Annotated in this window: 13 protein-coding genes; 11 read left to right on the forward strand and 2 right to left on the reverse strand. The window is 56.2% G+C overall.

Translation table 11 applies throughout. From position 1 onward, the window contains the following. The 11 genes from Q0753_RS03440 to serA form a co-directional block, all read left to right on the forward strand. The coding region (locus tag Q0753_RS03440; protein WP_298717274.1) for an immunoglobulin-like domain-containing protein at positions 1–4,926 on the forward strand (4,926 nt) is incomplete at its 5' end. A gap of 124 nt (positions 4,927–5,050) precedes the next feature. Then, on the forward strand, positions 5,051–7,195 hold the full coding sequence (locus tag Q0753_RS03445) for a type I secretion system permease/ATPase (RefSeq protein ID WP_298717278.1): 2,145 nt from the start codon (positions 5,051–5,053) through the stop codon (positions 7,193–7,195). After that, on the forward strand, positions 7,188–8,573 hold the full coding sequence (locus Q0753_RS03450; protein ID WP_298717281.1) for an HlyD family type I secretion periplasmic adaptor subunit: 1,386 nt from the start codon (positions 7,188–7,190) through the stop codon (positions 8,571–8,573). Before Q0753_RS03445 ends, Q0753_RS03450 begins: the two co-directional genes overlap by 8 nt. A gap of 21 nt (positions 8,574–8,594) precedes the next feature. Next, the gene (locus tag Q0753_RS03455; RefSeq protein WP_298717284.1) at positions 8,595–9,908 is read left to right on the forward strand and encodes a TolC family outer membrane protein; all 1,314 of its coding nucleotides are present in this window, start codon (positions 8,595–8,597) and stop codon (positions 9,906–9,908) included. Between the two features lie 26 nt (positions 9,909–9,934). Next, positions 9,935–10,534: an OmpA family protein gene (locus Q0753_RS03460; RefSeq protein ID WP_298717287.1), complete on the forward strand. Its 600-nt coding sequence runs from the start codon at positions 9,935–9,937 to the stop codon at positions 10,532–10,534. Beyond that, positions 10,534–11,220 (forward strand): transglutaminase-like cysteine peptidase, encoded by a 687-nt coding sequence (locus Q0753_RS03465; RefSeq protein ID WP_298717290.1) that lies wholly within the window; start codon positions 10,534–10,536, stop codon positions 11,218–11,220. The genes Q0753_RS03460 and Q0753_RS03465 overlap by 1 nt, the downstream gene beginning before the upstream one ends. A 2-nt stretch (positions 11,221–11,222) precedes the next feature. After that, the gene (locus tag Q0753_RS03470; RefSeq protein WP_298717293.1) at positions 11,223–13,133 is read left to right on the forward strand and encodes a LapD/MoxY N-terminal periplasmic domain-containing protein; all 1,911 of its coding nucleotides are present in this window, start codon (positions 11,223–11,225) and stop codon (positions 13,131–13,133) included. Positions 13,134–13,256: 123 nt separating this feature from the next. Further along, the gene (locus Q0753_RS03475) at positions 13,257–16,082 is read left to right on the forward strand and encodes a retention module-containing protein (RefSeq protein ID WP_298717296.1); all 2,826 of its coding nucleotides are present in this window, start codon (positions 13,257–13,259) and stop codon (positions 16,080–16,082) included. Between the two features lie 25 nt (positions 16,083–16,107). Beyond that, positions 16,108–16,623: a hypothetical protein gene (locus Q0753_RS03480; protein WP_298717300.1), complete on the forward strand. Its 516-nt coding sequence runs from the start codon at positions 16,108–16,110 to the stop codon at positions 16,621–16,623. 53 nt (positions 16,624–16,676) lie between these two features. After that, a complete protein-coding gene (locus tag Q0753_RS03485; RefSeq protein WP_298717306.1) occupies positions 16,677–17,390 on the forward strand; it encodes an SIMPL domain-containing protein in 714 nt (237 codons plus the stop codon). A gap of 162 nt (positions 17,391–17,552) precedes the next feature. Then, the gene (gene serA, locus Q0753_RS03490) at positions 17,553–18,782 is read left to right on the forward strand and encodes a phosphoglycerate dehydrogenase (protein ID WP_298717309.1); all 1,230 of its coding nucleotides are present in this window, start codon (positions 17,553–17,555) and stop codon (positions 18,780–18,782) included. Between the two features lie 43 nt (positions 18,783–18,825). On the opposite strand, the gene Q0753_RS03495 is transcribed toward serA, so the two are convergent. Continuing rightward, complete coding sequence (locus Q0753_RS03495) at positions 18,826–19,845, reverse strand: succinylglutamate desuccinylase/aspartoacylase family protein (RefSeq protein WP_298717312.1); 1,020 nt, start codon at positions 19,843–19,845, stop codon at positions 18,826–18,828. After that, the gene (gene rimK, locus Q0753_RS03500) at positions 19,845–20,747 is read right to left on the reverse strand and encodes a 30S ribosomal protein S6--L-glutamate ligase (protein ID WP_298717314.1); all 903 of its coding nucleotides are present in this window, start codon (positions 20,745–20,747) and stop codon (positions 19,845–19,847) included. The genes Q0753_RS03495 and rimK overlap by 1 nt, the downstream gene beginning before the upstream one ends. Positions 20,748–20,797 lie beyond the last annotated feature (50 nt).

The raw sequence follows: 20,797 nt of genomic DNA on the forward strand, positions 1-20,797 counted from the left end.
ACCGGCACCCTGAGCCAGCCGGCGGGCACGGCCTTCACCGTGACCCTGAGCAACCAGGCGACCCTGTTCTTTGCGGCGGGGGCGACCGAGGCGGTCTCCACGCCGTTCGCCATTCAGGGCGATGACGTCTATCTGGACGGTGAAACGATCACCGTGAGCGTCACCGATGCCGGTGCGCACAACTTCGAACAGCTGGACATCAGCGACAGTGCCACGGTCACCGTCAATGACACCGATACCCCGGTGACGGCGGTACTGAGCGTGAGCAGCGCCAGTGTGACCGAAGGCGATAGCATCAGCTATACCGTGACCCTGACCGGACCGGCAGGCATGGATCTGAGCCAGCATGGCGGCCTGACCTTTACCCTGGAAAACGGCGAGACGGTGACCATTGCGGACGGTGAGAGCCGCGGCAGCAGTGCGCCGGTGACGGTGGCCGACGATCCGTTGGTCGGCGGGCAGCCAGCCATCGCCAACCAGATCACCGGCGTCGAGGTGACGGCGGGCGGCGAGACCTTCGAGCACTTGGTGCTGGATCCGACCGCCACCCAGGTCACCGTGACCGATGAGCCGAACGGGCAAGGTGACAGTACCCGCCTGAGCCTGGGTGACATCAGCGTCAACGAAGGCAGTGGCACGGCCACAGTGACCGGCACCTTGAGCCAGCCGGCCGGTCAAGCCTTTACCGTGACCCTGAGCAACCAGGCGACCCTGAGCTTTGCGGCGGGGGCGACCGAGGCGGTCTCTAAGTCGTTCGCCATTCAGGGCGACGACGTGTATCAGGACGGGGAGACCTTCAGCGTGAGCGTCAGTGACGCCGGTGCGCACAACTTCGAACAGCTGGACATCAGCGACAGTGCCACGGTCACCGTCAATGACACCGATACCCCGGTGACGGCGGTACTGAGCGTGAGCAGCGCCAGTGTGACCGAAGGCGATAGCATCAGCTATACCGTGACCCTGACCGGACCGGCAGGCATGGATCTGAGCCAGCATGGCGGCCTGACCTTTACCCTGGAAAACGGCGAGACGGTGACCATTGCGGACGGTGAGAGCCGCGGCAGCAGTGCGCCGGTGACGGTGGCCGACGATCCGCTGGTCGGCGGGCAGCCGGCCATCGCCAACCAGATCACCGGCGTCGAGGTGACGGCGGGCGGCGAGACCTTCGAGTACTTGGTGCTGGATCCGACCGCCACCCAGGTCACCGTGACCGATGAGCCGAACGGGCAAGGTGACAGTACCCGCCTGAGCCTGGGTGACATCAGCGTCAACGAAGGCAGTGGCACCGCCACCGTGACCGGGACCTTGAGTCACCCGGCGGGCAGCGCCTTTACCGTGACCCTGAGCAACCAGGCGACCCTGTTCTTTGCGGCGGGGGCGACCGAGGCGGTCTCCACGCCGTTCGCCATTCAGGGCGATGACGTCTATCTGGACGGTGAAACGATCACCGTGAGCGTCACCGATGCCGGTGCGCACAACTTCGAGCAGCTGGACATCAGCGACAGCGCCACGGTCACCGTCAATGACACCGATACCCCGGTGACGGCGGTACTGAGCGTGAGCAGCGCCAGTGTGACCGAAGGCGATACCATCACCTATACCGTGACCCTGACCGGGCCGGAAGGCATGGAGCTGAGCCAGCATGGCGGCCTGACCTTTACCCTGGAAAACGGCGAGACGGTGACCATGGCGAATGGTGAGGTTACTGGGACTAGCGTTCCGGTCGACACCAGTGGTCAGTTCAATATTGATAACCGTATTGAGAAGGTTGACGGAGGAGAAGGATATGAGTCGCTGATAACGGCAGGGAATACGTCGGTCAATGTGAATCATATTCCTGTTGCGACCAGCGCCGATGCTGAAGGTCTGGAAGACAGCGCCGGTATCGAGATCAAACTGTCGGCCACCGATGCCGATGGCAGCGTGAAGTCGTTCATCATCAATAACCTGCCTGAAAACGGTACTCTGTATCTGGGTGATGAAGTGGTGACCCCAGGCATGGAAGTTGCCGCTGGCGAGGGCACGGCAACGCTGACTTTTGTGCCGAGCAAAGACTGGAGCGGTGATACCTCCTTCAATTATCAGGCTGTCGATAATGCCGGTGTTGCCTCGGCAGAAGCTGCTCTGAGCATTAAGGTACAGCCGGTGACGGATGTGCCACAAGTGACGGTAGAGCTGGGTGAGCCGGTATCACAGACGCAGAACATCAATATCGGTAACGTGAAAGAGACTGGATTGGGCTTTACGGTGACGGCATCCGGCCTTGATGGTGCAGAGGCGACGATATCTACCGTTGATAAGAGCAAGGTGGTTGGATTTGGCGTAGAGAGTAATGGCGGTTCGGGTGCTGCCACCGAGATTGGACAAAATAATGGCAAATCCGAAATGCTGGCCATTGATTTCGATGTGCCGGTGACCGAGCTGACCGCTCAGTTTGCGTGGTTGCACCACACTGAATATGCCAAATATGTATTGAAAGACAGTCACGGCGAGATTATCGGCTCGGGCATTGTTCAAGGTAAAAGCGATCAAATAGATGATGCCTTCACCATTACGGCTGATGATGATCAGTTGATCTACAGTATCGAGTTTACCGCCCCCAATGCTGCTCAGGGCGGCAGCGATAACAGTGATTACCTGATCCATAAAATAAGCTACACCACGGCTAATATCTATTCGCTGGAGATCACGGCCACCCCGACTGACAGTGATTTCTCTGAAGAAATAACGTCTATTATCGTAAAAGTCCCCGGCGGGGCTGAATTGTCGCATGGCAATAAGAGTGAAACGGCCGATGCCGATGGCCTGTTCAGCTGGACGTTGCCACTGGAAAACAGCGATGGCTATACGGTGGTAATCGATGAAGCCACCGGCAAGGTGACGATAGAAGGTGTCACCGTTCTCACCGGCTCCAGCGAAGCACTCGAAGTGACCGTTATCGCCACAGCACAGGATGGCGCTGCGGATGAACAATCTGCCAGTGTGACGATTTCCGGCTCAGCAGAAAGCGGCGGTGAAGGAGAGACGCCTACCATTGCCGGGCTTGGCATCGAGGGCGGCGATCTGGTGCTGGACGAGAGTCATCTTGTCGGCGGTACCCAAACCGATACTAAGAGTCTGACCCAGTCCGGCAGTTTCAAGGTGGCAGCATCGCAGGGTATCAATAGCCTGAGCATCGGAGGCGAAGCGGTGATCAGCAATGGTGTGTTCAACAAAACCACCATTACCAGCCCCTTGGGTAATACCCTGACCATGACCGGTTATGACGCCGAGACCGGTGACGTGACATATAGCTACACCCTGGACAAGAGCAATACTCATGCTCCGGATGAAGACGCCTTGTTTGATGAATTTGCCGTACAGCTGGAGCAAAACGGCGGCGGCAGCGCCAACGCCTCTTTGTCGGTGCGCATTGACGATGATGAGCCGACGGTGACCTTTGCCAATGCCGTGTCGGCATCCAGCGTGATTAACGGTGTCTGGTCGGCCGAGGCGGGTGCAGATACCTTGCCGGGCCTGGAGATGATCAAGCAGATAGCTCTTGATGGTGTGACGGTGGGTAATGGTGCTGTGGTTGAAGATAGCCTGCAGTTCAGTGAATCGAATGTTGCTGGGGTTTACCCAGGCAGCTTCAGCTACAACGCCGACGAGGGCGGAGTGAAAGGTGTGACTTTCACCCTGACACTGAGTGAAGACGGCAGTTATCAGATTGAGCTGAGTGCTGTGCCGGTTAGCATCAGCATCACTCCGGAAGAATTTGATAAGGCGGTCAAGGCCGAAGGACCTACTGATACTTACGATATTTCGTATAAAAATACGAATGAAACCGCCCAAGTTAGGGCGGTGGCATCAGGCCAGACTCTTGCGCTGAAAGGGATAAATGCCAATAGCGGAGAGCAGCAGACTTTTGAAGCTACGACGAGAGGCGGACAGATCAATGCGTCCGGTCAAGGCATTGGCTTCAAGAGCAATAATCTCATTAGTCATTATAAAGACTTGACCACCGAGAGTTTGATCTACGATCCAGCCGAGGCGGCCAGCTCCATTAGCCTGTTCTTTAAGGAAACGGGACAGCCTGCATTCGGGGTTGTCTCGAGGGATGTGCTTTACCTCACCGTTACCGGCACCCAGGGTGGAACTCAGACCATCATGCTGGACAGCGGTTATGGCGACTATGTGGTGGGCGCCGATGGGAGCCTCACGGAGATCGAAGGCGGCTACACAGACGGTGCGCTTGCAGGGTATACGGTGAACAACCCCTTCGGTGCAGACGAGACGATCGACCACCTTCAAGTGACTGCCGGTTTTTATTTCGATTCAAATGGGGATCCCTGCGACACAGAGGTGAAGGTCAATTTTGGTTTCAGCACCGAGCAGGAACAGACGCTGCCATTGCCGGTTGAGATGGACTTTACCGCCACAGTGACCGATGCGGACGGGGATACCACCAACGCGAGCTTTACCGCCGGTATGCAGGCAAGTGGTCCTATCGAGGGCACGGATGGAGATGATGCCATTACCGGTACCGAAGGGAGCGACGAGCTAAACGGTGGAGCAGGGAGCGACTGGCTGGCTGGCGGCCTGGGGGACGATATTATCGACCTGGGCGCGGCTGACGGCGCAGTGGATATCCTTTACTGGAGCGCTGAAGAAGCGCAGTCCGGGCAATCTCAGAGCGACACGGTCAAAGGGTTTGATCTGAATGAAGACAAGCTGGACTTGTCCGATTTTCTGACCGACAAAGAGCAGGAAGACCTGGGGAACTATCTTTCTGTGGACGGTGATGAAAACGCGACGACGGTCAGTGTGTCCAGTGATAATGGTGCCTCGCTCAATATCACCCTGGATGGGGTTGCCTACGAGCAGGATATTCTGAGCCAGATACTGGTGGATGAGTTGGTGGGCAAGCTGCCGGACAACGGCTGATCATCGTTCAACTTGATGGCGCCCTTGTTATGCAGGGGCGCTGTTTTTTTTGTTTTTCTGACATTTAGAGCCATAACTTCACTAGAATAAGGCTCAGACGTGACTGAAGAGAGCAGTAGCATTCATGCAGGACTCACAAACGGTTCAGGATCCCTTGCTGCAAAGTCTGGTGTTTCTGACCAAGGTGTACGGCCACCCTTATCAGGGAGAGGCGTTGATCAACGGCTTGCCGCTGGCGGATGGCAAGTTGACCCCCTTGCTGTTTTCGCGCGCGGCCGAACGGGCCGAGTTATCGGCCCATCATGCGGCGTATTCGCTGGACGATATTTCCGATTTATTGTTGCCCTGCATTCTGTTGTTTAAAGAAGGCGGTGCCGGTGTGCTACTTGAAACGGATTCCGAGCAGGCCCGTTGCCGGGTGATGTTGCCGGGCTCGGGAGAAGGGGAGCAATGGCTGCCGTTTGAAAAGCTGGCTGCCAATTACAGCGGACACGTTATTTTTACCAAGCCGAAGTTTCGGTTTGATGCCCGTTCACCCAAGGTGCTGGATACTCAGGACGGACACTGGTTCTGGGGAACCCTGCGTCGCTCCTTTTCCATTTACCGGGATGTATTGATCGGCTCCCTGTTGATCAATATTTTTGCCCTGGTGACGCCGCTGTTCACCATGAATGTGTACGACAAGATAGTGCCCAATCTGTCTTTCGATTCGTTATGGGTACTGGCTATTGGCGCCGGTATCGTGTTTTTATTCGATTTTTTGCTGCGTATGCTGCGCAGCCACTTTATCGATGTGGCCGGCAAAAAATCGGATGTACTGCTGTCGGCACAGATTTTTTCCAAGGTGATGGGCATGCGCATGGAGGCCCGGCCGCCCTCTACCGGTGCCTTTGCCAAGCATTTGCAGGAATTCGAGTCGGTGCGGGATTTTTTGACCTCGGCCACGGTGGCCGCACTGGTCGATATTCCGTTCGCGTTTCTGTTTTTGCTGATCATCTGGATTTTTGCCGGTTATATGGTGTGGGTGCCGGTGATCGCGATTTTGTTGCTGATCGGTTTTAGTCTGCTGATCCAGCGGCCGTTGAAGCGCAGCATTGAAGAGGGCGCGCGACTGGCATCCCAGAAAAATGCCAACCTGGTGGAAGGCATTGCGGGGCTGGAAACCATCAAGCTGTTTGGAGCCCAGGGCACCTTTCAGCACCGTTGGGAGCAAGCCGTCAGCCACATCGCCGGCTGGGGCATGAAAACCCGGCGTCTGACCAATTCGGTTTCTACCCTGGCCAACGTTACTCAGCAATTTACCACCATCAGCCTGATTGTGCTGGGGGTGTATCTGATTGCCGCCGGTGACTTGTCGATGGGCGGGCTGATTGCGGCGGTCATGCTCAGTGGCCGCGCCATTGCGCCCATGGTGCAGATGTCGGTGTTGTCTACCCGCTATAACCAGGCCCGATCCGCCATGGGGATTCTGGAGCAGATCATGGCGGCGCCCGAAGAGCACGAAGCGGGGCGGCGCTTTATTCACCACCCGGTGTTCAGCGGTGACATTCTGTTTGAGCAGGTCAACTTCAGGTATCCCGGCTCCGAGCACGATGTGCTGAGCAACCTCAGCCTGCATATCAAGCCCGGAGAAAAGGTGGCCGTTATTGGTCGCATCGGCTCGGGAAAAACCACGCTGGAGCGGTTGGTGGCGGGCTTGTACAAGCCTACCGGTGGCGCCATTCGTATTGATGGTATCGATATTGGTCAGCTACAGCCGGCGGTGCTCAGACGCAATATTGGTTGTGTGCCCCAGGATGTAAACCTGTTCTTTGGCTCCATTCGCGACAATATCGTGATTGCCAATCCGCTGGCGGACGAAAATCAGGTACTGGCGGCGGCGCAGATGGCAGGGGTGACCCTGTTTACCAATCAGGATCCGGACGGGCTGGACAAACAGGTGGGCGAGGGCGGCCGTCAGTTGTCGGGTGGCCAGCGCCAGGCGGTGGCTATTGCCCGGGCGATGCTCAACGATCCCGTGATGCTGATGATGGACGAGCCCACGTCCAATATGGATAACCGCTCCGAGCTGTATATTCGCCAGGAGCTGCTCAAGCTCAGGGCTGACCAGACCTTGCTGCTGGTGACCCACCGCACTTCCATGCTGGAGGTGGTGGACAGGGTCATCGTGCTGGAGCAGGGTCGCATAGTGGCGGATGGGCCCAAGGCGCAGGTATTGCAGCAGTTGCAATCCGGCAAGGTACGTAGCAAGGAGGCCAGTCATGGCTAAGAAGTCATTGCCCCCGGAGCTGCTCGATTATACCGATGACACCGCCGCCGCCGTGTTGCTGAATACCCCCAGGGCGGGCAAGGCCCTGCTGTGGAGCATGCTGCTGTTTGTGATGGTCGCCATCATATGGGCGTATTTTGCCGAGCTGGAAGAAGTCACCTCGGGCATGGGCAAGGTGATCCCCTCCAGCCAAATCCAGGTGGTGTCCAACCTGGAGGGCGGTATCGTCCGCGAATTATATATCCGTGAAGGGCAGCAGGTGGAAAAGGGGCAGGCGTTGCTGCTGATTGATGACACCCGTTTTCTGTCGGATTTGCGGGAGCGGGAACAGGAGATTGCGGCATTGCAGGGCGATGTGCGGCGGTTAAAGGCAGAGGTAAATTCGATTCATATTCAGGAGGATCCGGATCTGGCCTGGCGCGATCAGGTCAAGGTCGAAAAAGTCGATCTTGAGTTTCCCGATGAGTTTCGCGAGCAATATCCGGGTCAGCCCGAGTTTCAGCGCTCCCTGTTCAACGAGCGAGTGGGGTTTGTCAGAAATCAGCTGTCCATTTTCGGCAATCAGATAGAGCAGCGCGAGCAGGAAGTGATTGAAACCAATTCCAAGATTCGCACGCTGCAGCGTGGGGTCTCGCTGGCCGCACGTGAAGTGAACATGAGCCGCCCGCTGGCCCGAGAGGGCATAGTGCCGCAGGTGGAAATTCTGCGTCTCGAACGGCAGTTGAACGAGATGCAGGGTGAACTGGAGTCGACCCGCCTGCTGTTGCCCAAGCTCGACGCTTCGCTGCGGGAAAACATCTTCAAACGCAAGGAGGTGGCGCTGACTTTTCGTTCCGAGGCGCAGAAAGAGCTGAACGAGCGGCGTAACCGGCTGGTTCAGTTGCAGCAGGGAGAGGTTGGCCTGCAGGACAGGGTGCGGCGCACCTCGGTGACCTCTCCGGTCAAGGGCACCATTAAAACCCTTAACGTCAATACCGTGGGCGGCATAGTACAGCCGGGGGTGGACCTGGTTGAAATCGTGCCGCTGGAAGATACCCTGCTGGTTGAAGCGCGTATCGAGCCGAAGGATATCGGTTTTTTACGTCCGGGACTGGAGGCAATGGTCAAGTTTACTGCCTATGATTTTACTATCTATGGGGGCCTGGTCGGCGAAGTAGAGAAAATAAGCGCCGACTCGATCCAGGATGAAGAAGGAAATACCTTTTTTCTGGCGACCATTCGTACCAGTGAAAGTTTTCTGGGACAGGAAACGGCACCGCTCAGGATCATTCCGGGCATGCAGGCCGGGGTCGATATTATAACGGGTAAAAAAACGGTACTGGACTACCTGCTCAAACCCATATTGAGAGCAAAACAGAGTGCTTTACGTGAGCGTTGATTCAGGAAGGGAGAACTAAAAATGAAAAAAACGACGATTGCAGTGCTGGTCGGTGCCGCTTTGGTATTGCCGGTACAAGCCCAGACGCTGGAAGAGGCGGTCACCCAGACGCTGATAACCCACCCCAAGGTGAAAGAAGCCTTTCACCTCTACCAGTCTCGACAATACGAGCAGGATGAGGCATTTGCCGGCTATTTGCCGACCCTGGATGCCAATGCCGGTATTGGTTACGAGTATACCGACAGCCCCGGCACCCGCGACGGCGATGACAGAGCCGACAAGACCCTGACCCGCAAAGAGGCCGGACTTTCATTGCGTCAGTTGCTGTTTGATGGTTTCAAGACCTCCAGTAATGTGCATCGAACCCAGGCCGAAGCGGACGCGCAGCGTTATACCCTGCTCTCGGATGCCGAGAATATTGCCTTGCGAGTAGCCGAGGTATATCTGGATGTGTTGCGTCAGGATGAAGTTGTCGAATTGTCGCGCCGAAACCTGGAAACGCACGAACAGATAATGTCCGATATTCAACGCCGTACCGACTCCGGTGTGGGCTCTACCGCCGACTTTACCCAGATTCAGGGGCGGGTAGCGCGGGCCTATTCCAATATGACGGCCGCCGAAAACAACCTGCGCGATGCACAAAGCCAGTTTATCTCGCTGGTGAATGATATGCCGGGCGATTTGCGTCAGCCCAAGGCGGATGCCAATTTCATTCCGCCCACGCTGGATGAAGCGCTGGTGATTGCCCAGGAAAAGCACCCGACGCTGGCATCCGCCTCGTTTGATGTGGAAGCGGCACGTTATCAGCATGAAGACGCCAAATCCGGTTTTTATCCCAAGGTAAATCTGGAACTGGACAGCGGTTGGAACGACGATATCGATGGTGTTCGTGGTCATAACAACGACTTCACCGCCATGGTACGCATGCGTTACAACCTGTTTAACGGCGGTGCCGACGTGGCTCGCAGTCGCTCGACCTCGGCACTGGAAATGCAGGCCAAGGATATTCACATGAATGCACACCGTCAGGTAGATGAAGGTATGCGTTTGGCCTGGGCGGCATATGAATCACTTGGTCGGCAAAAAAACTTTTTGCGCAAGCATGTGGAAGCCAGTTTCGATACCGTCGATGCCTACAAAAAGCAGTTTTCACTGGGTAGCCGAACCCTGCTGGATGTGCTGAACACCGAAAACGAGTTGTTCGAGGCGCGTCGCTCCTACATCAATACCGAGTACGATCAGTTACTGGCGGAATATCGCATCATGAATGCCTCCGGGCAGCTGCTTGATGCGCTGCGATTCACCCAGCCGGAACAGTGGCAGGCCAAAAACTAACAAGATAAAAAAGAAGGAGAAACCTGATGAAAACATGGATTTTGTTGGCCCTGATGTTTCCGTTGATGGCCTGTACCAGCCTGACGACGGCGCCGGAGCAGGAAACGGTACCGGCTCATGATCTGACCGATATCGATCGGGATGGTGTGATTGCCGCCCGGGATAATTGTCTGGATTCGGTCACCAATTCGGAGGTGGATAACGGCGGTTGCGGCGGCAGTGCCTATAAAGCGCTGCAGCAGGATATTATTATTCTGTTTGCCCACGACAGTTCGAAAATCACGCAAAAATACCGAAATGAAATTAACCAGATGGCGACGTTCATGGAACAAAATACCGAGCTCAAACTGCTGCTGGAAGGGCATGCGAGCAAGGTAGGCAGCGACGAGTATAACCTGGCCCTGTCCAAGCGCCGGGCCGAGGCGGCGCGGCGTGCCCTGATGAAGGCCGGTATTGAGGGGAATCGTCTCGAGATCATCGGTTATGGCGAGAGCAACCCCTTGCTGATGGGCGACGATGAGCAGTCTGCCGCCGCCAATCGGCGGGTGGTGGGGGCGCTGGCCAGTATGAAGGAGGGGGTCAGAATGCGCTGGAACGTCTATAGCGTTGAACATTCCGATAAATAATGGGCCGATTTTTCCACCGGCTTTGTGGGCTGGCGGTGCTGAGCATAGTGCTTGGCGCGCCAGCCCAGTCGTTATTGGATGAAGATAAAAAAATGGTCGAGGCGGTTTACCGATTTTATGGTGACAAGGCCGCGAGTCGCCTGCGTGGTTGGCGACAACTGGTTCGCGAAGGACAGGCCACCGACTGGAGTGACAGAGAAACCCTGTCTCGGGTCAATATTTTCTTTAATCGCCTGCGTTTTATCGACGACATCAAGTTATGGAATAAAGAAGATTACTGGGCGACGCCACTGGAGTTTCTGGGCGCCGGCGGCGGCGATTGCGAAGACTTCAGCGTGGCCAAGTATTTCTCGTTGCGGGAGCTGGGTATCGACGATGACAGGTTGCGGTTGGTGTACGTCAAGGCGCTGAAACTGAATCAGTTTCATATGGTGGTTGCCTATTATCCGACGCCATCGGCGGTGCCTTTGATCCTGGATAATCTTGAAGGCACCATACGGCCGGCGACGGAGCGCAACGATCTGGCGCCTATTTACAGTTTTAATGGTCAACATCTATGGCTGATGCGGGAACAAGGTCGGGGCGAGCTGGCCGGCCGGGCATCACGCCTGTCTCTTTGGAATGATTTACGTGGCCGGGTCGACGTTAAACGACTACAACGGCCCAGTATGAATTTGGATGGCTAACTATGACATTATACCGGCAACTTCTGGTGACCATGCTGCTGCTCTTTGCCATGCTGTTTATTACGGCGTACTCGGTACAGTTCAGTTCAACCAGAAGCTACCTGGCACAACAACAACAAACCACGGTGATCAATACCGTCACTTCGTTGGGATTGGCGCTAACCCCTTATCTTGAAACCAGCGATACCCTGGGCGCCGAGTCGGTGATCAATGCGGTATTCGATGGTGGTTTTTATCGCAAGGTACAACTCAATTTACTGGCTGCGGGTCAGCAGATTACCCGCGAGCACCAGGCATCACCTCAGGGGGTGCCGGACTGGTTTGTTAATCTTGGGCTCTTTGAAGGCGCTCGGCATGAAGCCGTGCTGACTTCCGGCTGGTTACAGTTGGGCCAGTTATACGTTGAAGGGCATCCGGGCCAGGCTTATTACCAACTCTGGCAGGGCATGAGCCAATTGGCGACCTGGTTTGTGATCTGTTTTGTGCTGGTGTGGGGCCTGCTGATACTGGCATTGCGTTATCTGCTCAAGCCGTTACACGATATTGAAGTTCAGGCCCGTGAAATAGAATTGCATCACTTCGGCAAGGCCATTCCGCTGCCGAATACCCGAGAGCTCAGAGAAGTGGTCTCGGCCATCAACAACATGGCCGGAAAGCTTGAAGTCCAGTTCAGGGAGCAGGCAGACGAAGCGGAGCGACTGCGCAATAAAGCCTTTCTGGATGAAGCGTCGGGCCTGGGTAACAGAGCCTATTTTGTGTCTCAGAGCCAGTCCTGGATTAGTGACGGCACCGGCGGTGCGGCCATACTGATTTCGGTGGATATGCTGGAACAGCTTTATCAGGATGAAGGTTTTTCCGCCCGTGAGCAGATGGTTAAAGCCATTGCCGGCAATTTACGCCAACTTTGCCGCCGTTTCGATGAATATGCCCTGGCGCGTATTTCCGCTTACGAGTTTGCCATGCTGGTGCCCGAGTCCGATGCAGAACGGTTGTCGTTGCTGGGCAGCGAGATCAACCGTTTGATTGCCGAGCTGGTGATCGATCCGGTCAATAGCCTGAACATCTCGGTGGTGGGAATCGTGGTGGTGCAGTCCGGCGATGATACCAGCCAGCTGCTGACCCGCGCCGATAACGCGCTGAACAAGGCACGTATGAATGCAGCCGGTGCCGTGGTAATAGAATTCTACCAGGAAGAGCACAAGATGGGCCGGCAGGCCTGGAAACAGCTGGTAGAAGAGGCGCTGGCAGAAGACTATTTTGAACTCAGCAGTCAGGCGGTACTCGGCTTTGATGGTCAGCTGCAGCATGAAGAGCTGTATATTGCCATCCGTAAGGACGATGTCCTGCACGGTGCCGGTAATTTCTTGCCGGCGGTAGAGCAGTTCAAGCTTGGTGAGCGTCTGGATCTGCATATAGTGGGCCGTGCATTAACCCTGCTGGCACAAAGGCCCGCGCTGCGGCTGGCCGTTAACCTGACGCAGTATAGTTGTCGTCAGGTGAGCTTCTGGCATGAACTCAAGCTGTTACTCGACCGGCATGCCGGTGTGTGCTCCCGACTGTTTCTGGAGTTGCCGGAGAGCGCGTTTGCCTCGAGCAAGAGCGCCTTGATGGAGCCGTTATCGTCACTCAAGGTGGCCTGGGGTATCGATCATTTCGGGCGACATTTCGATTTATTGACACAACTCGGCGATCTCAGGCCCCACTATGTCAAACTGGATTACGGCTACAGCAGTCAGGTGGCACAACCAGACTACGACGATGCTTTTTTGGCGGCAGTATGCCGCGCGGCACATAACATGGGAGCGCTGACGATTGCCACGCGAGTGGAGACCGACCAGCAGGTCGAAGTGCTTAAAACCTTGTATGTCGATGCCTATCAGGGCTTTATCAGTCCGCCTAAACGACTCGATTAATCGTTCTATTTTTTCGATACAAAAGGCAGCTGGCCTACGGTCAGCTGTCTATATATTGAGCAGGAACTAAGTGGTTTCCGGCCCTAGCCTTAAAGTAATACAAGGCGAACAGGGACAAAAAGCATGGAAACCACTCGAATCGACAGTGCGGTTAAAATCGTCAGCCTGCAAGGGCAGGCTTTTATTGTCGGCCAGGATGGCACCGTAGAGCCGGTGACTGTTGGGCAGGTGCTGTTACCCGGCACCCTGCTGCTGACCGATGCCAATACCAATATTGTTTATGGCGAGGCGCCGACGGCCGAGTCACCTCCCCAGCTCCCTGTCGACGAAACGGCGCTAGCCGATGCCGACGCTATTCAGGCTGCCATTCTGGCCGGCCTCGATCCTACCGAATTGTTTAGTGCCACCGCCGCCGGTAATGAAGCTCCGGTTGCTGCAACAGGCGATGGCAGCAGTGGTAACGCCGGCTTCGTGGTGGTGGACAGAGTGGGCGATGCGGTTATCTCCCAGGCGGGCTTTGATACGCGTTTTGCGCCCGAAGCATTTGCGTCGCAGTTACGGGTGCTGCCTGAGCGTGATATAGCAGCGGATGAGAATTCCATACCTATTATTACCGTGGTGATCGATCCTCCTCCCACCCCGCCGGGTGATGGAGGGGATGGTGGTGATGGCGGCGGCTCGGGTGACGGCGCTACATTGGCCTATGTTGAAGAAAGCGCCTTGCCCAATGGCACCAACCCGGACAGTAACAATGAAAGCGCCTCCGGTCATTTCGATATTGATACCGGTGGAGACGCGCTGGCCACACTGGAGATCAGGCTGGCCAACGGTGATTGGGTTGATGTCACCGGGGGCGGGCAGATTGTCGGCCAGTACGGTACTCTGGACGTCACCCTGGTCGATGGCGTCTATCAGTGGACCTATACGCTGAACGGGGCGGCGGATCATCCCGACGACATGAACATCGGCGCCGAGGATGTGCTCCAGGAAAACTTCGAGGTGCGGGCTACCGACGATGACGGCGATCAGGCAACTGCCGGCCTGACTATAGATGTACACGATGATGGCCCCATCGCCCAGGATGACGACTACAGCGTTACCGAGAGCGGGCTGCCCTGTTACAACCTGATGTTGGTGATTGATACCTCGGGCAGCATGCAGGGTGACAAGCTTGCGCTGGCGAAGGCGGCCTTGATTAACCTGATCAACAGCTATGAAGGCATTGCGTCCGAGCTGAGGGTCAGCGTGATCGATTTTGGCAACGGAGTTAAAGGTCAGCAGACTGATATGACGCCTGCGGAGGCCATCACCTATATCAACACCCTGACAGCAGGCGGTTTTACCAACTATGCGGCACCCTTGAATGCAGCCGAGGTTACCCTGACCGATCAGCTGGATGACAAGCAGGGTGAGGTACACAAGGTGTATTTTATTTCCGATGGCGAGCCCAACCGAGGCGATGCGCCCGAGGGCTGGCAGGGTTTTGTCGATGGCAATGACATCGACGTTATTGCCGTGGGGGTCGGGGTACAGGGGACGAATGCGGTGGCCGAGCTGGATAAAGTCGGCAACAGCGGCGATGAAACCCTGTTGATCGATGACGCCACCGAGCTGGATGCCACCTTGCAGGATACGGTGCCGACCCCGACGCAAGTCACGGGCAATGTGCTGACCAATGATGTGGGGGGAACGGATGCTGGTGGAGCCGATGGTCTCGGTCGAGTGGTGTCCGTGACCTACGGCGAAAATACCTATGAGGTACCGGAAAATGGCTCGGTGGACATTCCCACCGACAACGACGGCATTCTCACCATGCACTCCAACGGTCACTTTACCTACAGCGGGCCGGCAGATGTGGATGAGGATGGTCTCACCGAATCCTTTACCTACACCATGACAGACGGTGACGGCGATACCAGCAGCGCTACGCTGAACATTACCGTGAATGACAGCGAGCAGACCTCGCCGCCCGATGGTGGCGGAGATAATGGTGGTGGATCGCATCCGGACTGTCCGCCGATCAGTTACTGGATTGATCACATCAGCCTGCCGCATGTCGCCGCCTCTTTTGCGGGACTCTGGGGCCACGCCCTGGCGGCCGCAGACTTGTTGATTGACATGAATGATACCGAGTCCGGTATTAACGTAATCCTGAAAAACGGCCCGGACGGTGTGGTACTGACAAGAGAAGACCGGTTTGATGGCGATGATTACCTGGGTGAGCGGCTGTCGGCCTTTATCGGTGATGAACCGGGGCATGCCGGTAACCCGCTGTTTTTCACTCTGGATATGAATATCGACGGCAGCTACCAGTTCGACCTGCATAATCTCGATCCGGTGCGGCCCGATGCTTTTCTGGCTGAACAGACACTGGAGTTTGAATTCATCACTCGGGATTGCCACGGAGAGGAAATTACTCACCCGTTCAGCATCGATATCGACAGCGCAGCTCAACACCTGGTTGGCTCGGCGCTGGCCGACGCCATTCAGGCCGAGGTAGGCGACAAGCTTCATATTTTGGGGCTGGAGGGAGACGACAAGCTGATGGGGAGCGTGGATATTGATGTGCTGGAAGGCGGTGATGGTCATGACGAGCTGAATGGCGGCCTGGGTAACAACATTCTGAGCGGCGGTAGCGGAGTCGATACCTTCATCTTCACCGAATTCGACCCGCACTCGGTCAATGTCATCACCGACTATACCGAGGGAGAAGCGCTGGATTTGAGTGCGCTGCTGTCCGAACTTGATGCTTCCGAGCTGTCCGACTGTCTGAACTTCAGCCTGGACAACGGCGATACCCTGCTGCAGGTATCCCCCGGTGGTGATGGCGGTGACAGCCAGCATATACGCTTGGAAAATGTTGATTTGCTGGATATGTACGGAGCCGCCAGCAGTGCGGATCTTGTCAATGCCATGCTGGTTGAGCAGACCCTGGTAATAGACAGCTGATACAGGGCGGAACGGGCGCCTTTTCTTGACGGACACAGAGGTGAACATGGCCAAGGTGACCACGGTGCTATTGCAGGGCGTCAGTTATCGCTGGGACGGGCAGGATATTCTGGTGGATGACGGTGTGGGTATACCCTGGTCACTCGGTGGCCACGCACTGGAGCAGGTTGAGCTTTTTGATGGCGAAGGGGAGTCGGTGGCGGCATTTACCATCGATTTCGAAGGGCAGCAGTGGTACTTGTCCGGTGCGGACATACCCGGTGACATCATTCTTCTGGACGAGGCGGGAGCCTCTCTGGCGGTGAATTCATCAGGCATGGAAGAGCGCGCATCGGGGCCGTCGAATGCTCCGGTATTACCGGAGCCGATCGAGACGATGGCTACCGACGAGCTGGTGGTGTTGAGTCTGGACGATATTCTCTACGAAAGCGAGCCGTTGGCGCCGGCTCTGGCTGCGACTGCCGCTGACACAAGCCACCTTGACGGTGAGCTTATCGACGATGTGATCAACTGGCTGGCGGTGTATAGTCATCATGATTAAACGGGTTGGCTCCATCAGGCAACCTTGTCGCGTGCTTATCATGAGGCTTTATTATGCATATCTCTTCACGGGGCAGTCTGTTGCTGCTGCCTCTGCTGTTCAGCGCCACCACTTTTGCCATCGCCGTTCCCGAGCATCCCCATCTGGTGACTCAGGGCCAGTCTGAAATACGGGTCGCCCCCGATATGGCGACCCTGTCGGTAGCGGTGACCGCACTCAAGCCGGAAAGCCGACTGGCGAAAGAAGACGTGGACACCAAGGTGGCGGCGCTGTTCAGCAGTCTGGCGCGCCTCGGCATTGGTAAAAAGGACATCGATAGCGGTAATGTGATTACCCGTCCCGATTATACCTATTCGAAAAATGGCGGCAGCCCCACGCTTAATGGTTATCTGGCCGAGCGACAAATCAGTGTACGCCTGTACGATCTGGATCTGCTGAGTCAGACCCTGAACAAAATACTGGAGCAGGGTATCCAGAACATTCAGCAGGTCAGCTATGGCCGACGTAATGAAGACGAACTGCGTCGCGAGGCACGCCTGGCGGCGATAACCAACGCCAGATCTCTGGCAGAGGAACTGGCGCAGGGGTTCGGGCGCAGTTTGGGCGAGGTGTACGCCATCGAATACCAGCCGCAAGGGCCGATTAACCCGTCTCGACATCTTGGTGCCATGGCGACCATGGCGTCGAAAGAAGCGCTGGATGCCAGCTATGTACAGAATGAAATACCGTTTACCGATCGGGTACAGGTGGTATTCAATCTGGATTGAACGGTACCGAGAAGGCGAATGGAGTCGCCTTATTTACAGCGGGAAGATTAAAAAAAAATTTATAACTTAAAAAAACGTGACTTTGGTTACATAAATTCCCTAAAGCCGATGTTTTTGGTACTTTATGGTGATACCAACGCAGTTGTCATAAAGGACCAGGTAATGGCTAACCATTCTTTAGATAAAGAAAAAATTAAAATTTTATTACTGGAAGGGGTACACCCGGGCACAGTTGAATCTTTCAAAAGTGCGGGTTACAGCAACATCGACTACCTGAAAACCTCGCTGGCGGAAGATGAACTGAAAGAGCGCATCAAAGACGTTCATTTCGTCGGTTTGCGTTCGCGCACCCAGCTGACCGAGGCGGTACTGGATGCGGCCGACAAGCTGGTCGCCATCGGCTGTTTCTGTATCGGTACCAATCAGGTTAATCTGAGCGCCGCCGAAATTCGCGGTATTCCGGTATTCAACGCCCCCTTCTCCAACACCCGCAGCGTGGCCGAACTGGTATTGGGTGAACTGTTGCTGTTGCTGCGTGGTATTCCCGAGCGTAATGCGCTGGCCCATCGGGGCGAATGGCAGAAAACCGCCCATCATTCCTTTGAAGCCCGCGGTAAGCGTCTGGGCATTATCGGCTATGGCCATATCGGTATTCAGCTTGGCATTATCGCCGAAGGTATCGGTATGCAGGTGTCTTATTATGATATCGAAAGCAAACTGTCTCTGGGTAACGCCACTCAGGTAGCCAGCCTGCAAGAGCTGCTGAACATCTCCGACGTGGTGTCATTGCATGTGCCCGAAACCCCGCAGACCAGGAACATGCTGGGTGCCGAAGAGCTGGCGATGATGAAGCCGGGCGCCATTCTTATCAATGCGTCGCGCGGTACCGTGGTGGATATCGATGCCCTGGCCGCTGCGCTGGCCAGCAAGCACATTGCCGGAGCCGCCATCGATGTGTTCCCGGTTGAGCCCAAGTCCAACGCCGAAGAGTTCGTGTCACCCTTGCGTGAGTTCGATAACGTGATTCTGACGCCGCACATCGGTGGTTCTACCCAGGAAGCCCAGGAAAACATCGGATACGAAGTGGCTGGCAAGCTTATCAAGTATTCCGATAACGGCTCTACCCTGTCTGCGGTCAACTTCCCCGAGGTGTCTCTGCCCGAGCATCCGGATACCAGCCGCCTGTTGCATATTCACCACAACAAGCCGGGTATCCTGAGCCAGATAGTGCAGGCCTTTGCCGCCGACGATATCAACATCGCCGCCCAGTATCTGCAGACTTCACCCAGGATTGGTTATGTGGTGATTGAAGTGGAAACGGCACAAAGCGAGCAGGCGCTGGAAAAGCTGAAATCCATTGACGGCACCATTCGCGCGCGAATTCTGCACTGATTACAAGCATTAGCCATTAAAAAGGGGCCTGAGGCCCCTTTTTTTATAATGTTTGCGGATGGATATCCAGTTCGTCCACGAAGCGTTCTACGCTGATTTCGGCCTGTTTTACCTCGTCAAACGTGGCGATATGGTAAACCGCGTCTCCTTCATTGACCAACGGCATGGTCAGGCAGCCAATCACGATACCTCCTTTTGGCGCCACTACTTCACAAATCTCGTCGCCCAGTGGGGCAGTAATGGTACCCAGGCACTCTCCCTTGCTCACCCGGTCACCCAGTCGAGCCTTGAGATGTAACAAACCGTCTTGCTCGGCGCGGGTCCAGGCGCTGGACCTGGCGATCATCGGGTTCATTCGGGCTTTGCTGACCGTGGGCTTCAGCATGCCGAGGGTGCGCATCACGTTCAGTACGCCGCGGGTACCGGCCTTGATGGCCACCGGATCGAAGCGCAGGGCCTCGCCGGCTTCATACAGGATCACCGGGATATCGCGGCTTTCAGCCACCGCCCGTAGCGAGCCATCGCGAATGCTGGAGTCCAGGATCACCGGTGCACCAAAGCTCTCGGACATCTGGCGGGTAACTTCGCAGTCTAATTGGGCACGGATCTGGGGCAAATTGGAGCGATGAATGGCGCCGGTGTGCAGGTCGATGATGTGCGAGCATTTGTTGACGATTTCATCCACGAAAAAATGTGCGACCCGCGAGCCGAGCGAGCCTTTTTCCGACCCCGGAAAACAGCGGTTCAGATCGCGCCGGTCCGGCAGATAGCGGGACTTGTGGATAAAACCGAATACATTGACCACCGGCACCGCGACCAGGGTGCCTTTCAGTCGCGCCGGATTCACCCGGCTCAAGACCTGATTGACTATCTCGATGCCGTTGAGCTCGTCGCCATGAATGGCGGCGCAGATCAGCAATACCGGCCCCGGCTGCTTGCCGTGTACCACCTCCAGCGGCACCGTCAGCGGCGATTGGGTATAAAGCTGGGCCAGTGCCAGCTGCAATATCTTGCGCTGGCCCGGGGCAACCTGCTCCCCGGCGATGTGAAAAGGCTCGACCATCAGCCGCGTTCTCTGGTCTTTGCCTTTTTATGGGCGTTCTGCTCTATATACTGAATCATCAGATCGGCCACGTCCTTACCGGTTGCCACCTCGATACCCTGCAGACCCGGCGATGAGTTGACTTCCATCACCAGGGGGCCGCGTTTGGAACGCAGCAGATCAACGCCAGCCACGCTCAGGCCCATGGCGCGGGCCGAGGCGATGGCGGTCTTGCGTTCTTCCGGGCTGATACGGATCAGATTTGCGGCGCCGCCCCGGTGCAGGTTGGAGCGAAACTCGCCTTCTTTGGCCTGACGCTTCATGGCGGCGATGACCTTGTCACCCAGCACGAAGCAGCGAATATCGGCGCCGCCGGCCTCTTCGATAAACTCCTGCACCATGATGTTGGCCTTGAGTCCCATAAAGGCTTCGAGCACGCTTTCGGCGGCTTTGCGGGTTTCAGCCAGCACCACGCCGATGCCCTGGGTGCCTTCCAGCAGCTTGATCACCAGTGGTGCACCACCCACCATGCTGATGAGGTCGGGCACATCATCGGGCTTGTTGGCAAAGCCGGTGATTGGCATGCCCACGCCCTGACCCGACAGCGATTGCAGCGAACGCAGCTTGTCGCGGGAGCGGCTGATGGCGGCGGAGTGATTCAGCGAATAGCCGTTCATCATTTCAAATTGACGCAATACGGCGGTACCGTAAAAGGTTACGCTGGCCCCGATACGCGGAATAATCGCATCGAAGTGCTCGAGCTCCTCGTCGTGATAGTGAATGGAGGGCTTGTTATCGTTGATGTTCATGTAGCATTTGAGGGCATCGATGATGCGTACCTCATGGCCGCGCGCCTCGGCGGCTTCGCGCAGGCGGCGGGTGGAGTACAGGGATGCATTACGTGAAAGAATGGCAATTTTCATGGGTGTGAGGCGGCTCTATCCGTTGATATTCGGGGGAGAAAATTCAGGCC

Origin of the sequence: uncultured Oceanisphaera sp., assembly GCF_947495715.1 — a bacterium.
GTDB lineage: Bacteria > Pseudomonadota > Gammaproteobacteria > Enterobacterales > Aeromonadaceae > Oceanimonas > Oceanimonas sediminis.